The 17,476-nt window shown below is 67.7% G+C and carries 2 protein-coding genes (1 of these 2 cut by a window edge); both read right to left on the bottom strand.

Annotation, left to right across the window (positions count from 1 at the left end; genetic code table 11):
- Positions 1–7 precede the first annotated feature (7 nt).
- On the bottom strand, positions 8–16,423 hold the full coding sequence (locus QX121_RS13900) for a non-ribosomal peptide synthase/polyketide synthase (protein ID WP_315812223.1): 16,416 nt from the start codon (positions 16,421–16,423) through the stop codon (positions 8–10).
- Positions 16,416–17,476: the 3' end of a non-ribosomal peptide synthetase gene (locus QX121_RS13895; RefSeq protein WP_315812222.1), read on the bottom strand. It continues 5,539 nt past the right edge of the window; the window shows 1,061 of its 6,600 coding nt (coding positions 5,540–6,600); the start codon falls outside the window, past its right edge — the gene reads right to left on this strand; its stop codon occupies positions 16,416–16,418. Before QX121_RS13895 ends, QX121_RS13900 begins: the two co-directional genes overlap by 8 nt.

Raw genomic sequence — 17,476 nt, 5'->3', positions numbered from 1 at the left:
GATCACCTCATTCAGCCGGTTCGGGCTGCAGATCCGGCGATGCCTGCGCCGCCCGGACGGGCACCAGCCACGCGCCGAGCGCCGCCAGGAAGGATTCGTTGCTAAGGATCGAGAAGTGGTCGTCGCCGGCCACGCCACAATCCGCCGCGTGCGGCAGCCGCGCCGCGAGCCGATCGCGCTGTCGAAGCCGGCCGGACGTCCACCAGCAGCCGGGTGCTGCAACGAGATCGGCCGGCCATTCGGCCGCCCGAGCCAGTTGCGCGAGGTGGCGCCCGACCCTGAAGGCCGCGACGATATCGTCGACGCCGAGAAGACCGTCGCGCGGCTGCAGTGGCGCCATGCCGATTGCATCGGCGACCAGGCGCCGGATCACCTCGTCCGTCACCGGCGCGTCGGCGGAGCGGATCGCCGACACCTGCGACGTGATCGCTGAAGACTGTACGTCCGGTACCGTGACCGACAGCAGCGCCAGCACATCGTCGGTCCAGTGCCGTCCGACCGACGGGTGCTCGCCACCATGCGGATGCGGAACGAAGCTGTCGATCAGCGCCAGGCGCTCGACCCGCTCACCGCGCCGCTCAAGTTCTGCAGCAACCAGGCACGCGACCAGTCCGCCAAGCGACCAGCCGATCAGATGATAGGGTCCCTTGCTTTGCTTCCGCACGATCTCATCGACATAACCCACGGCCATTGCCGCCAGCGACTCGTCGATGAAGGACGGTTCGATCAGCGTCCGGCACTGCAGTCCGATCAGTTGTCTCTGTCCCTCCAGACGGCGCGCCAGCGGCGCATAGTCGAACACCGTGCCGAATCCGCCGTGAAGGCAGAACACCGGCGGCGTGCCATCGACCGGCGAACTCAGGGGCAGCAGCGCCGACGGCCGCGTGGATGATGCTGCGGGGGTGCCGAGCAAGGCGCGAATGGTCGGCTTCTGCAGGAGATCGCGCAGCTTGATCTCGCCATCGAGGACCGGGTCGCGGCGAAGTCGCGCGATCACCTTGAGGCTGAGAATCGAATTGCCGCCGAGTTCGAAGAAGTTGTCGGTGACGCCGACTTGCGCGACGCCGAGAACCTCCGCCCACAGCTTCGCCATCGCGACTTCGGCAGCGCTTTCCGGCGCGATGAACGCGGCCACGGCAGCGGTGTCCGGCGCCGGCAACGCCTTGCGATCGACCTTGCCGCTCGACAGCGTCGGCAGACGCTCGAGCACGATGATGCGAGCCGGCACCATGTAGGCCGGCAAGGTCCGGCGCAGCGCGGCAGTCAGCGCCGCGGACAGCCGCTCGGCCGCAGCGGCGGCGGCGTCGCATGGCGCTCGCGGCGCCACATAGGCCACCAGCTGATTGCCACCCGCTCCGGGTACGGCGATCACGGCGGCCTGCGCGACTGCTGGGTCGCTCAGCAAAGCCGATTGGATTTCGCCAAGCTCGATCCGGAAGCCGCTGACCTTGACCTGATCGTCGCTGCGTCCGAGATATACGATCGTGCCGCTCGCATCCCATCGCGCAAGGTCGCCGGTGCGGTAGAGACGTGCGCCCTCGTTCGTCGAAAATGGATCCGGCACAAAGCGTTCCGCCGTCATGCCTGGCTTGGCGTGGTACCCGCGCGCGAGCCCGAACCCGCCGATGTAGAGCTCGCCGGCGGCGCCCGCTGGAACGAGATTCAGGAAGACATCGAGGATGTAGGCCGTGCGGCGGCCGACGGGACTGCCGATCGGTGCATAGGCCTTGTCGCAGTCCGTGTTGCCGTCGACCTTCCAGACCAGCGGTGTCACGACGGTCTCGGTCGGACCATATCCGTTGATCAGGATCTGCGGCTTCAGCGTCCGTCTGACCTTGTCGAAGCCGGCCTTCGGCATGGCCTCGCCGCCGAACGAATACAGCCTCACCGGCGGCGGATTGCCGGTCTGGTCCACCCATTCGGCGACCTGCTGGAGATAGGCCGGCGGCAGGCCGATGTGCGTGATGCGCTGGGCATGAAGCGTCGCAACGGTCTGCTCGGGCGTCCATAGCTCCGCATCGCGCATGACCAGCCTTGCGCCCTGCGACAGCACCGTGAGCCAGCGCTCATGTGCGCCGTCGAACGCCAGCGACAGGAAATGCAGCTCGCTTGCGTGCTCATCGAGCTCGTAGAGCGAAGCGGTCGCCCTGCAATGCATCGCGAGCGGGCCATGCGAAACCGCAACGCCCTTCGGCCGCCCGGTCGATCCTGACGTGTAGATCACATAAGCGAGGTTCTCCGGATGCAGATGAGGATCCGGCGCATGATGCGGACCGGCTTCGAAATCAAACGAGGCGAGATCGATGGCCCGAACGCCGGCGATGGCGGCGATGTGACGCGAGCCGGACAGCAGGACCGTGATGCCGGCGTCACGCATCACAAAGTCAATGCGGTCCGGCGGCAGCTCGGGATCGAGCGGCACATAGGCTCCGCCGGCCTTCAGCACGGCGAGCAGCGCGGCCATCGTGGCGTCGTTGCGCTCGACGACGACCCCGACTCGCTGGTCCGGCCCGAGCCCGGCCTCGATGAGATGGTGCGCGAGCCGATTGGCGCGACGATCGAGCTCGCCGTAGGAGACGTTGCTGCCGCCGATCGTGAGAGCGACACGCTCAGGATTGCGCTGTGCATGACCGCCGATCATTTCGTGCACGAGCGGACGCGTCGCGGCAGACGCCGCCCGACCATTGCAGACACGTGCTCGCTGCACGTCCTGAGCAGCCGCCGCATCGATCGCGCCGAGCGGGGCATCCGGACTTCGCATCATGACCGCAAGCAGATGTTCGAACTGTGCCCTCACCTGCTCCGCCTGATCCGGCGTGAAGTGACTCGGCATATAGGTGAATTCGACCTGCAGCGTATCCTCGACCAAGACGGACAGATCCATCGGATAGTTGGTGACGTCGACATTGCGCAGCTCGCCGAATTGAAGCGAGCCGTCACCCTGCAGCAGGCCACGCTCGACCGGATAGTTCTCGAACACGATGATGCTGTCGAACATGGTCTCGCCGGCACGCCCGGCCCAGCTCTGGATGTCGTAGAGCGGCGTCTGCTCGAAGTTGCGGATCGCGGCGTTTCGGTCCTGCATGGCGCGCAGCCAGTCACCGATCGTTGCGGCCGGCGAAGGCGTCTCGATCACGGGCAGCGTATTGATGAACAGGCCGATCATCTGCTCGGCGCCATCGAGACCGGGCGGACGGCCAGCGACGGTGACGCCGAACGTGATGGTCTGCTGGTCGGTGTAGCGCTGCAGCAGCAGCGCCCAGACGCCCTGGATGAGCGTGTTCAGCGTGATGCGCTCGTGCCGTGCGAACGCCTTCAATTCCGCGGTCGCATCCTTGTCGAGCCGCGTGTAGCAGCGGCGATGTCCGTGCGCATCGTGGCGCCGCGCGCCGAAGGCATCGGCCAGTTGCGTCGGCTGGTCGAAGGCCGTGAGTTGTCCTCGCCAGAAGCGCTCGGCCGCCTGCGCGTCCTGGGCCAGAAGCCAGGCAACATAGTCGCGATAGTGCGCCGAACGAGCCGTGAGCTCCCGCCCGGCATAGCGCTGCAGGATTTCGGCGATGAAGCGGGCCGAGCTCCAGCCATCCATCAGGATGTGGTGGTAAGTCCAGATCAGACGATGGCGATCGCGGTCGAGTTGCAACAGGCGGACACGCTGCAGCGGCGGTACCGCGAGATCGAACTCGGCGTCACGCTCTGCGGCCAGGGCCGCTGACAGCCGCGCCTCATCGACGGCCTGTCCGCGCCAGTCTTCCGTCGTGAACGGCACGCTCGCCTCGCGATGGACCGCCTGCAGCGGTGCGCCGGACAGCTCGCGCCAGAGGAAACCGGTGCGCAACATCGGATGACAAGCAGAGACCTCCTGCCACGCGCTGCGCAGCCGCTCGACGTCCAGCCCTCGGATCTCGACGCTGACCTGGTTGACATAGACGCCACTGCCGGCATCGCGCAGGCTGTGAAACAGCATGCCCTGCTGCATCGGCGAGAGCGGATAGACGTCCTCGATGCGGTCCCAGTCGACACCAAGCCGCGCGAGCTCCTCGCTCGTCAGCCCCGACAATGCGCCGCGCGCGACGGTAACCGGGGGCTGGTCGTTCCGCGCCACCAGGCAAGCCGGCGCGAGCAGCTCGATCGTCTGCAGCCGGAACACGTCTCTCGGCTCCAGCTCGAGACCGGCGCGACGTGCGCGACTGACCATCCGCAGCGAGATGATCGAGTCGCCGCCGAGCTCGAAGAAGTTGTCGGTGACGCCGACATCCACCTGGTGCAGCAGCTCGGCCCAGATCGCAGCGAGTGCGGCCTCGGTCGGATTGCGTGGCGCGATGCGCTGTCCCTGTCCAAGCCGCGTATCGGGCAACGGCAACGCCTTGCGATCGATCTTGCCGTTTGGTGTCAGCGGCAGCCGCGGCAGCACCATCACGCGCGACGGCACCATGTAGTCTGGCAGCGCTGACGCGAGAGTCGCGCGCAGCTCGGCCCCGTCGAGCGCATCGTCGCCGCTGACATAGCCGACGAGCTGCCGGCCGCCGCCGAGTTCCTGCGCCACCACGACGCTGTCGCGCACGCCGGGTTGTGATCGCAACCGCGCCTCGATCTCGCCGAGCTCGATACGGTGGCCGCGGATCTTCACCTGGTGATCGGCGCGGCCGACATAATCGAGCAATCCATCGGGCCGCCACCGCGCCAGATCGCCGGTCCGGTACAGCCGCGCACCGGGATCGCCGAATGGGTCGGGAATGAAGCGCTCGGCGCTGAGCGCCGGACGGCTCCAATAGCCACGGGCCAGGCCCTCGCCACCGATGAAGAGTTCGCCTGGCACGCCGACGGGCGCGCGGTTGAGACCGCCGTCAAGCACATGGAGCGTTGTGCTGCCGATCGGGCCGCCCAGGACGGGTGCGGGATCGCGCGCATCGAGCCGATGGCGCGCCGACCACACCGTGGTTTCCGTCGGTCCAAACAGGTTCCAGACCTCGTCTCCGAGCGCGAGCAGCCGGAGCGCCAGGTCGGGAGCCAGCGCCTCGCCGCCGCTCAGCAACCGGCAGCCCCGAGGCAGCCATCCGTGCAAACCGTCGTCGTGATCGAGCAGCATGCGCCAGCTCGACGGCGTCGCCTGGATCATGGTCACGCCCTGCCGGGCCACGATCGCCTTCAAGGCCGCCGGATCATGGGGTGAGGCGCGATCCGCCAGCACGATCCGAGCGCCACGCGTCAGCGGCAGCCAGAGCTCGAGCACCGCGATGTCGAACGACAGCGAGGTCAAACCGAGCACGCGGTCGTCGCGCGCAATGCCGGGCTGCTCAGCCATCGTCGCCAGGAAATTCGTCACGGCGCCATGGCGCACCATCACGCCCTTGGGCAGGCCGGTCGAGCCGGAGGTGTAGATGACGTAAGCGAGGCTTTCAGGATGGATGGCGACGTCGAGATTGCCTGCGTCGACCCTTTCTTCTCCAGCCACCTCGTCCAGCAGCCAAGCCTGGGCGTGGCCGCCTGCCAGCACCGGCGCGAGCCCGTCGTGGAGCGTCGCTTGCGTCAGCAACAGCTTCGCGCCGCTGTCGCTCAGCATGTGCGCGAGACGCTCGGCCGGATAGTCCGGATCGAGCGGCAGATAGGCTCCGCCTGTCTTGAGCACCGCGAGCAGCGCCACCATCATCGTGACACCGCGCTCGAGCGCCAGCCCCACCACCACGTCGGGACCTACGCCATGCTCCCTGAGCCTGTGGCCGAGCCGGTTCGCGCGCGCGTTCAGCGCGCCATAGCTGATCGTCTCCTCATTGTGCACGAGCGCGATCGCATCGGGCGCGCGCTCTGCTTGCGCCTCGAACTGAGCGACGACGCTCGGTGTCGTCACGGCCCCCGCCGAATCGTTGACCCGCGCCAGCAGCGCGAGGTCTGCGGAATCATCGGCCGCAATGCAGCCGACCGCCTGCTCGGCATCGCGAGTGATGGCCGCGAGCAGTTGCACGAACGCCATCTGCAGCCGACGGATCTCGACTTCGTCGAAATGTTGCTGCTGGAAATTGAACACCAACCGCAGCTCTCTTTCGAGACCGACGCTCACGAACAGCGGATAGTTGCTCGTTTCGAAGATCCTCGTCCGGCTGACGCTCAGGCGGCCATCCTTGGTCTTCAAGGCCTCGTCGACCGGATAGTTCTCGAACACGAGAATGCTGTCGAACAGCGGACGCCCTGCCCGGCCCGCGATCCGCTGGATGTCGGCCAGCGGCATCCAGCCGTGATCCCGCAAGGCGAGATTGCGATCCTGCAGGTCGCGCAACCACGCGCCGATCCGCTGCTGCGGATTCTCGGCGTCGACCACCGGCAAGGTGTTGATGAAGAGACCGACCATCTCCTCGGCGCCGGCGAGCCCGGCGGGTCGGTCCGACACCGTCACACCGAAGCAGACCGTGTCCTGGCCGGTGAATCGACGAAGCAATTGCGCCCATGCCGCCTGCATCACCGTGTTCAGCGTGACCCGCTCGCGGGTCGCGAAACGTTGCAGTCGCTCGCTGAGATCGACGTCCACCGCCATGGTGAGCGAGCCATGGCCCACGCGCCCGTCGACCGCAGGCTGCGCCAGCAGGCTCGGCTCGTCGAGCTTGGCCAACGCCGCTCGCCAGAACCCGGCCGCAGCACCATGGTCCTGCGCCTGCAGCCAGGCGATGTAGTCGCGGTAGCGCGGCGGCTGTCCCTGCAGCGCCGCCTGCTCCTCGTGCTGCATCACCTCGGCGATGAAGCGGGCCGAACTCCAGCCGTCCATCAGGATATGATGATGAGTCCAGATCAGCCAGTGCGCATCGTCGGCGATCCGGATCAGCCTCACGCGCTGCAGCGGCGGCCGCGAGAGATCAAAGCCGTCGACGCGCTCGCGGTCTGCAACCGTCGTGAGCACAGCATCCAAGGCGGCCGGAGCCAGCCCAGCCGCGCGCTCCCGCCAGTCCTCCTCGACGAAGGAAACGTCGGCGTCACGATGCACGACCTGCTGCGGCGTTCCTGACAATTCACGCCACAAGAAGCCGGTGCGAAGCACGGCATGACGATGGCTGACAGCCTGCCATGCGGCCCGCAGCCTGCCGGCGTCGAGACCGCGGATCTCGGCCGCGACCTGATTGACGTAGACCCCGGTGCCGTCGTCGTGCAGCGCGTGGAACAACATGCCCTGTTGCATCGGCGACAACGGATAGAGGTCCTCGACCTCGCGCCAATCCAGCGTCAGCGCGTCGAGCTCGGCCTGGCTCAGCTTCGACAGCGGCACATCGGATGGCGTCACGCCATGGACGCCGCTCGTGCAGTGATCGACCAGCTCACGAAGCGCCGCCTCGAAACAGCCTGCGACGCGGGTCACGGTCTCGCGTCGATAGCGCTTTCTGCTGAAGCCGAACGATAGCTCCAGACGACCGTCGAGCACCCTCGCATTGATGGCGATATGGTGGCGCAACGGGCTCGATGCCGCGCGCGACGGGCCGGCGCTCTCGGGCGCGATCGAGAACAGTGCAGTCTCATCCGTGCTGCCATCGACCTGACCGAGATAGTTGAACCCGATGCGCGGCTGCGCTCCCGTCGTCAGCGTCGCACGCTGGGCATCAGAACCCAGATAGCGCAGGACGCCGTAACCAAGTCCCCGGCTGGGGACTGACCGCAGCATCTCCTTGGTCGTCTTGATCAGCACCGCGGGTGGCTGCGATCCAGCCATCAGATGTACCGGAAACGCAGTCGTGAACCAGCCGATGGTTCGTGACAGATCGAGCCCGCCGCCCAGATCCTCGCGGCCGTGGCCTTCGAGCTCGACCGTCATGATTTCGCGGCCCGACCACTGCCATACCGCGCGCGCGAGCGCCGACAGCAGCAGATCATTGACCTGGGTTCTGTACGCGCCGTGCGCCGTACCCAGCAGACGCGCGGTCAGCTCGGCGTCGATCGCAAGCGGCACGTCGTCGGCGTCGGCGATCGTATCCCGATCCGCATGATCAGAATCGCATGGCACGTCGTCCGCCCGCCGGAGCCCTGACCAGTAGTCCAGCTCGGCAACCAGCGCATCCGAGGCCGCGTGTGCGCGTAGCGCTGCGCCCCATTGGGCGTAGGCGTGCGTCTTGGCCGGCAGTGTCGCCTCTTGCCCGCGCATGAGCTGCTCGTAGGCAGCCGCGAGATCCTCCAGCAGCACGCGCCACGACACGCCGTCGATCACGAGGTGATGGATCACGATCAGGAGGCGCTGCTCGCCTTCCGGCAGATCGATGCCGGCCATCCGCACCAAACGACCATGCGCGAGCGAGAGGCTCGCCTGGACCTCTGCGGCGAGCGCGGTGACCGCCTCGCCGTCGGCGAGCTCGCACGACCGCAACAGGTCCGAGACAGCCGGCCCCGGCCCGTGCTCGGCGCGCCAGACACCGTCGATGCGTTCGAAGCGCAGTCGCAGTGCGTCGTGATGCGCGACGACGGCCACCGCTGCGCGTCGCAACACGTCCCAGTCGAGCCGCCGCCGCGGCCGCAGCAGCAAAGCCTGATTCCAGTGATCAGGGGCGTCCAGTTCCTGCTCGAAGAAGCGGAGCTGAATCGGCAGCAACGGAAGTGGCCCGGCGATGCGCCCCTGCTCTGCCGTCGTCTCCGGCCGGACGATCACCCGCGCGTCGCGCGCCAGGGCTTCCAGCGTCTGGTGCTTGAAGACGTCTCGCGGCTCGACCAGAAGGCCGGCCCGCCGCGCACGGCTGACCATCTGCAGCGAGATGATGGAATCGCCACCGAGCTCGAAGAAATTGTCGGTCATCCCGACATCCGGCTGATGCAGCAGCTCGGCCCAGATGGTGGCCAACGCAGCCTCGGCCGGCGTCCGCGGCGCAATCCCCTCGGCTGCAGCGCGCGCCTCCGGCGTCGGCAGCGCGTTGCGATCGACCTTTCCATTCACCATCAGAGGCAGGCGGTCGAGGACCATGATCCGCGCCGGCACCATGTGGTCCGGCAGCGTTGCGGACAGGGCCTCACGCAGCGTCGCAGCATCGAGCACGCCGTCGCCGCAGACATAGCCGACCAGCTGCCGACCCACGCCGAAATCCCTGGCGATCACGACGGCCGCGCTGACCGAGGGCTGCTGCAGGAGCCGCGCTTCGATCTCGCCGAGCTCGATGCGGAAGCCGCGAACCTTCACCTGGTGATCGGCCCGGCCGACATAGGCGATGGCGCCGTCGCTGCGCCAGCGCGCCAGATCGCCGCTTCGATAGAGCCGCGCGCCGGGAGGTCCGAAAGGATCGGGAATGAAGCGCTCGGCCGTCAGCGCCGCGCGCCCGAGATAGCCGCGCGCCAGCCCGTCTCCGCCGATATGGAGCTCGCCCGTCGTTCCCTCGGCGACCGGATTGAGATCGGCATCGACAATGCGCAGGATCGTGCCCGGGATCGGGAAGCCGATCGGCACGCCCGACCCGCTCGGCCCGCGACAGTTCCAGAAGCTGGCATTGATGAGCGCTTCGGTCGGCCCATACCGATTGTCGAACCGGATCGCCGGGAACACCGAATAGACTTGGTCCTTCAGCTGGACCGGCAGGGCCTCGCCACCGGAGAACAGGCGCTTCAAGGTCACGCACCGCTGAACCTCTGGCTCAGCCACGAATTGCGCGAGCATCTGCGGCACGAAATGCAGCGTGGTCACGCCATGCGCAGTGACCGCATCGATCAGCCGCTTCGGCTCGCGATGTGCGCCTGGCGCTGCAATCGCAAGCCGCGCGCCGACGATCAGCGGCCACAGGATTTCCCACACCGCGACGTCGAAGCTGAACGGCGTCTTCTGCAACAGCGTTTCGCTGGGATCGAGCCCGTACTCCTTCTGCATCCATCCTAGCCGTGCCGCCAGGGCGCCGCGCGTGCAGGCCACGCCCTTGGGCACGCCGGTTGAGCCGGACGTGTAGATCACATAGGCGAGGCTCTCGGCATGAACCGGAATCCGAACATCGGAGCCATCAGTGGCGCGCAAACCGCGCCCCTCACGGGCGCCGTCGACCACGATCAGCTCGGCGCCCACCCCTGCCGTGATCTCGATCAGCCGATCGCGCAGTTGCGCCTGCGTCAGCACCAGCCGGGCGCCACTGTCGCACAGCATCGCGGCGAGCCGCTTGGCGGGATAGTCCGGATCGAGCGGCAGGTAGCCGGCGCCGGCTTTCATAACGGCCAGCACAGCCACGACCAGGTCGTCGCTGCGCTCGAATGCCAAGCCGACCGGAGCATCCAGAGCGACGCCGGCCTGCCTGATCTGTCGCGCCAGTCGGTTGGCCCGCGCATTCAGTTCGGCGTAGCTGATCCTCTCCTGACCGGAGATCACGGCAATGGCCGCAGGCGACCGTGCGACCTGCTGCTCGATCTGCGTCACGACGTCGACGAAGTCGTCATTCACCGCCCGCGCGACAGGTCCCGAGCCCCAGCCGAGCACTCGATGCAAAGCGGCGGCATCCAATCCATGCAGCTCTGCAACCGGTCGGCTGCCGTCGTCGGCAATGCGCGCGAGCAGACAGGCGAAAGCTGCCTGTATCCGCTCGATCTGCGCCTGGTCGAACCGGCTGCGATCGTAGCGGAATCCAAGCCGGATGCCCCTGTCCGTCACGAACACCGCGACCGTGAGCGCATAGTTCGTGATCGAGATCTGCTCGGCGCGGCTGGCACGCGGCCCCTCGCCGGCCTGATCGCGCAGCGCCGCATCGACCGGATAGTTCTCGAACACGAAGATGGAGTCGAACAGCGGCCGGCCGGCGCGGCCCGCAAGCCGCTGAATCTCGTGGAGCGGCATCCAGCCATGCTCGCGCAGGTCGACGTTGCGATCCTGCAAACCGCGCAGCCAATCACCGACCGACGTCTGAGGTCTCGCATCCTCGAACACGGGCACGGTGTTGATGAACAGGCCGACGGTCTCCTCCACGCCCGCGATCTCAGGCGGCCGGCCGGAGATCGTGGCGCCGAAGCAGACGACATCCTGGCCGGTCAAGCGCCGCAGCAGCTGTCCCCAGGCCGCTTGCACGACCGTGTTCAGGGTCACCCGCTCGCGCCGCGCCACGACCTGCAGCCGCTCCGTCGTCGCCGCATCGATGACGAGATCGATCGAGCCATGGCCGTCGGCAGGCGCGGCCGGCCCGCCCAGCGCATCGGCAAGCAGGCTCGGCTCGCCGACCGTCGAGAGCGAGCGTGCCCAGAACGCACTCGACGCATCGCGATCCTGCTGCTGCAGCCAGGCAATGTAGTCGCGATAGCGGCCGCGTGGGGCGGACAGCGACGCGCCACCGACATGCTGCATGATCTCGCCGATGAGCCTTGCCGCGCTCCAGCCGTCGAGCAGGATGTGATGATGTGTCCAGATCAGGCGGTGCACACCGCCGCCGAGATCGATGAGACGGACCCGCTGCAATGGCGGACGCGACAGGTCGAAGCCGGCCCGCCATTCGGCTGCGGCCACATCGGCCAGCGCCGCGTCACGCGCGGCCTGATCCATCGAGTCCACACGGTCGCGCCAGTCCTCCTCGACGAAGGGGACAGGAACCTGCCGGTGGACGACCTGCTGCGGCGCGCCCGACAATTCTCTCCACACGAACACTGTCCGCAGCACCGCGTGTCTCGCCGTCACCGCCTGCCACGCCGCGCGCAATCGCGCCGCGTGCGCACCGCTGATGTCGACGGCGATCTGGCTGACATAGTTGCCGCTGTCACCATCGCGCAGCGCGTGGAACAGCATGCCCTGCTGCATCGGCGACAGCGGATAGATATCCTCGATATCGCGCCAATCGCGCGACGCTCCGAGCAGGTCGAGCTCCGGCTGGCTGAGGCCTGAGAGCGGAACGTCCGACGGCGTGAGGCCGTATACGCCGCTCGTGCAATGCGCGACGAGTTCGCGCAGGGCCGCGGAATAGCACGCGGCCAGCCGCTCGATCGTCGCGCGGCGATAGCGTCGGCGGCCGAAGCTGAATGTCAGCCTCAGCTGGCCATCAAGCACTTGACCGTTGATGCTGAGCCAGCGCCCGAGCGGCGCGCTGGCGCTGCGTGACGGCCCCGCGCTTTCCGGCGCGAGCGCGAAGGCAAGGTCAGAGCCGGCGCCGAACTGGCCGAGATAGTTGAAGACGATCCGCGGCTCGGCTCCGCCCGTCAGGGCGGCGCGCTGCTCGGGGCTGCCGCAATAGCGCAGCACGCCGTAGCCGAGCCCGCGCGCCGGGATGGCCCGTAATTCCTCCTTGATCGATCTGATCAGCGTGGCGCTATCGCCAGCACAGCCGGCGAGTCGAACGGGAAACGCGGTCGTGAACCAGCCGACCGTTCGCGACAGGTCGAAGCCCTCGAAAATGTCTTCCCGGCCGTGACCTTCGAGCTCGACCAGACATTCATCGAGCCCGCTCCAGCGGCTGACCGCGCGGGCCAGCGCCGCCAGCAGCAGGTCATTGACCTGGGTCCTGTAGGCAGCGGGCGCCTGCTTGAGCAGTTGCCCGGTCATGTCGGTATCGAAGGACACGACGACATCCTCGCCATCGGCGACGCGATCGGTCTCGCCACGATCATCGTCGCATGGCACGTCGCCGGCGGCAGTCCGCTGTCTCCAATAGTCGAGCTGACCAGCCAGCTCCTCGCTGGCGGCGTAGTCTTCGAGACTGATGCCCCATGACGCCATGGACCGGCTCTTGGAAGGCAGAGCAATCGCGGCCGCGCCCTGCGCCACCTGTCGATACGCCGAGGCGATGTCCTCGAGCAGCACGCGCCAGGACACGCCATCGACGACGAGATGATGCACGACGATGAGAAGCCTCTGGCTGCCGTCGGCAACGTCCATGCCGACGAGCCGCAGCAACGGTCCCTGCAGAGACAGGCTTGCCTGCGCGGTCGCGGCAGCCGAGGTGATCTCAGCCGCATCGGCGACGGTGCGGATCCAGAGCAGATCGGCGCTCGCCGGCATCGCGCCGTATCTCGCCTGCCACTCTCCGTCGCTTTGCCGGAATTGCAGCCGCAGGGCATCGTGATGCGCCACCACGGCCTCGACCGCCTGCGCCATCACCCGCCAGTCGAGCCGCGCCGACGGCACGAGCATCAACGCCTGATTCCAGTGATGCCGTTCGCCGGCGTCCTCGGCAAAGAAGCGGCGCTGGATCGGCAACAGCGGCACCGGATCGCCATCGCGCGCAAGCGGCTCAGCGGATGCAACGACGGCCCGATCGCGACGCGCGACCCGCGCCAGCTCCTGCAGCGTCTGATGCCGGAACAGGTCGCGCGGCTCGATGGCAAGCCCGCGCTGGCGCGCACGTCCGACCACCTGCAATGAAATGATGGAATCGCCGCCGAGCTCGAAGAAGTTGTCGGTCAGCCCGACCCGCGAATGGCCGAGCAATTCAGCCCAGATCGCCGCCAGCTCCAGTTCGGCCGGGGATTGCGGCGAGACGTAGTCGGCCTCAGCAGACAACCGCTCGGGCACCGGCAAGGCGTCGCGATCGACCTTGCCATGCGCCGTGAGCGGCATCCGCGACATCAGTACGATGCGGGCCGGAACCATGTAGTCCGGCAGCTCCTCGGACAACGCCGCGCGCAGCCCCGTCTCGTCGAGGCCATCCTCGCCGCAGGCATAGCCGATGAGCTGCTGGCGTCCGGCGATCTCGCGTGCCACCACCACCGCCGACCGAACACCCGTCTGCCGCGTCAGCCGTGCCTCGACCTCGCCCGGCTCGATGCGAAAGCCGCGGATCTTGAGCTGATGGTCGGACCGTCCGACATAGTCGATCACGCCATCGGCGCGCCAGCGCGCCAGATCGCCGGTGCGATACAGCCGCGCGCCAGGTGCGCCGAACGGATCGGGGATGAAGCGCTCCGCCGTCAGCGCCGGCCGATTCCAATAGCCGGCCGCGAGCCCCTCGCCGCCGATATGAAGCTCGCCGATGACGCCGACCGGAACGATGTTGAGATCGCCGTCGAGAACATAGGCCGAGCGCCGGCCGACTGGACGGCCGATCGGCGCATAGCCGCAGTCGATCTCGGCATCGGCGTCGACCTTCCAGACCAGCGGTGTGACCACCGTCTCCGTCGGACCATAGCCATTGATCAGCTTGCGCGGCCGCAGCGCCTGCCTGACATTGTCGAAGCCGGATTTGGGCATTGCCTCGCCGCCGAACGAATACAGCGACACGGGCGGCGGATCGCCGCGCCACGCCGCGAAGTCGGCGAGCTGCTGCAGATAGGCCGGCGGAAAGCCGGCATTGGTCACCCGCTGCGCGCCCATCACGTCGAGCGTCTTCTCCGCCGACCAGAGATCGGCATCACGCATCACCAAGGTCGCGCCGCAGCTCAGCGCGGTCCACAACCGCTCATGCGCGCCGTCGAACGTAAAGGAGAGGAAGTGCAGCTCGCGCGACTGCCGGCCCATCTCGTAGAGCTCGGCTGTGGCCTCGCAATGCATTGCGAACGATCCGTGAGCGACCGCAACGCCCTTCGGCACGCCGGTGGAGCCGGACGTATAGATCACGTAGGCGAGGCTCGAGGGATGGACATCGACCGCCGGGTCGCTCTCCGTCGTCTCAGCCGCCATCGCGCCGAGATCGACGACCGCGATCCCCGGCATCGGCGGCCATTGCGACAGTCCCGCCGCATCGACCAGCACGACGCGCGCGCCGGCATCTCGAACGGTGGCGGCCAGCCGCGCTGGCGGATGATCAGGATCGAGCGGCAGATAGGCCGCGCCGGCCTTCAGGACGGCAACAAAACCGGCGACGAGATCGGGCGAGCGCCGCATCGAGAGGCCGACGAGCTCGCCGGGACGAACGCCGAGCGTTGCAAGATGCTGCGCGATGGCGTTGGCGCGGCGATCGAGCGCCTGATAGGTGATCGTCTCGGCCCCAAACACCAGGGCCGCTGCGCTCGGCGTCTCCTTTGCGTGCCGGGCGAACATCCGATGCACCGGCTGGAACGGCACGAGCGCGGGAGGGCAAGCGTTCCACTGTCTGACGTCGTCGCGTTGCCGGGCCGACAACAGCTCCAATGCCGCGATCCGACGTGTGGGATCCGCGACCATCGCCTGTAGGATCGTGAGCCAATGCCCGGCGAACCGTGCGATGGTCGACCGGTCGAACAGCGCGGTGGCAAAGGAGAACAGCGCCGAGACGTCTCCCGACGGCGCCTCCTCGCTGTCGAGAGCGAGGTCGAATTTCACCGTGTCGATCTCTGCCGCGATCGTCTCGATCTGCAATTCGGACGCAGCCGGCGCATGCGCCGGCTCGCGCCGGTGCTGATGGTTATAGAGCACCTCGAATAGCGGAGTCTGGCTTAGGCTGCGCTGCGGCTGCAGCACGTCGAGCAGCCGCTCGAACGGAAGATCCTGGTGATCCTGGGCCTCGAGCGAGGCCTCGCGCAGGGCGTGAATGACGTCGGCGATCGTGCTCCGGCTGTCGATCCGTGTGCGCAGCACCTGGGTGTTGACCAGCAGGCCGATCAGACGCCGCGTCTCCGACCGGTCGCGATTGGCGAGCGGAACGCCGATGCTGATGTCGGGCTGGCCGCTGTAGCGATAGAGCACCAGCTTCAGCGCCGCCAGCAGAACGACGAACAACGTCGTGTGCTGTCCCCGCGCCAGCTCGCGCAGGCGATCGGCAAGCTCCGCCCCGAGCGACAGCCGTATGGCATCGCCGGATTGATCGGCCTGGGCTGACCTGGGCCGATCGAACGGCAGCGGCAGCATGGCCGTGTCATGGAGACGGCCGGTCCAGTAGCGAAGCTGCCGCTCCTCCTCGACGGCACCGAGCCACAGTCGCTGCCAGGCGGCGAAATCGGCGTAGTCGATCTCGAGCGCCGGCAGTGAGGCGGTCTCGCCGCGGACGGCGGCGCGATAGAGCTGCCAGAACTCGTCGGTGAGGACCTGCATCGACCAGCCATCGGCGACGATGTGATGCAGCGTGACCGAGAGGACATGGTCGTGCTCGCCAAGACCCAGCAGCGCCGCGCGCAGCAGCGGTCCGGATTCCAGATCGAACGGCAACGCCGCTTCCTCACGCAGCAGCCGGCTCGCCCGCTGCTCGCGGTCATCGCCCGCGATCTCGATGCGGCGAAGCGCGACAGGCGCCGGCAACCCTACGATCTGCTCCGCCTCGCCGTCGTCCTGCCGGAACGTCGTGCGGAGCGCGGCATGGCGCATGACGAGTTCATCGAGCGCCCGTTGGAGCGCACCAACATCAAGCCGACCCCGCAGGCGGATCGCGACCGGCATGTTGTAGGCGGAGCCGCCCGGATCCATCCGCCACAGGAACCAGAGGCGGGCCTGCGCGAACGATAACGGCGCGCGCTGCAGATGCTGCCGGGCGATCGGCAAGATCGACAGATCGATCCCCTTGGCCGCCAACTGCGTCAGGAACGCGCGCTGCTTCGAGGCATCGAGACGCACCAATCGACGCGCGATTTCGCCGAGCTGCTGGGCCTGGAGTCCGGACTGATCATTCATTGGCGAACTCAACTTCCTCAAGCAGATCGAACATGGCGGCGATGTCGTCACTCCGCCCGCTCGTCGGCGGGTCCGCGGCGAGCGCAGACGCCATGGCCTCGATCGTGGTCAGTTCGAACAACCGCTTCAGCGGCACCTCCCACGCGAGATCGCGCTTGATGCGGCCGACGAGCTGGACGGCCACCAGCGAGTCGCCGCCGAGCTCGAAGAAATTGTCGGTGACGCCGACGTCCGGCCTGTGCAGCAGCTTTGCCCAGATCGCCGCGAGTGCGGCCTCGGTCGGATTGCGCGGGGCGATGCGATGCGCTTCGGGAGCCCCGACATCGGGCCGCGGCAGCGCCTTGCGGTCGATCTTGCCGTTCGGCGTCAGCGGCAGCTCCGGCAGCACGATCACGCGCGACGGAACCATGTAGTCCGGCAGCGCTGCTGCGAGCGCAGCGCGGAGGCCGCCGCCGTCGAGCGTATCCTCGCCGCTGACATAGCCGACCAATTGACGGCCGCCGCCGAGCTCCTGCGCCACGACGACGCTGTCGCGCACGCCCGGCTGCTCCCGCAGCCGCACCTCGATCTCGCCGAGCTCGATCCGATGTCCGCGGATCTTCACCTGATGATCGGCGCGGCCGACATAGTCGAGCACACCGTCGGCCCGCCAGCGCGCGAGGTCGCCGGTCCGGTACAGCCGCGCGCCGTCGCTGCCGAACGGATCCGGGATGAAGCGCTCCGCGCTCAACGCGGCGCGTTTCCAATAGCCGCGCGCGAGCCCGTCACCGCCGATGAAGAGCTCGCCAGTGACGCCGACCGGCGCCAGATTGAGTTCGGTGTCGAGCACGTACAACCGGGTGTTGCCGATCGGGCTGCCGAGCAGCGGCACCGGATCGGTCGCATCGAGGCGGTGACGCGCCGACCACACCGTGGTCTCGGTCGGCCCATACAGGTTCCAGACCTCGCTGCCCAGCGCGCCCAGCCGCCGCGCCAGGTCCGAGGCCAGCGCCTCCCCGCCGCTCAGCAGGCGACAGCCCTTCGGCAGCCATGGAGCCGTCTCGTGTGTATCGG

Origin of the sequence: Bradyrhizobium sp. SZCCHNR2028, assembly GCF_032380995.1 — a bacterium.
Classification (GTDB): Bacteria; Pseudomonadota; Alphaproteobacteria; order Rhizobiales; family Xanthobacteraceae; genus Bradyrhizobium.
The sequence above is the reverse complement of the archived record's forward strand: the minus strand, read 5'-3'. Positions and strand labels throughout refer to the sequence as shown.

What these genes read in the sequence shown, in the direction of transcription:
- QX121_RS13900 (WP_315812223.1), bottom strand. Translation starts at nt 16,423, where the DNA reads ATGAATGATCAGTCCGGACTCCAGGCCCAGCAGCTCGGCGAAATCGCG.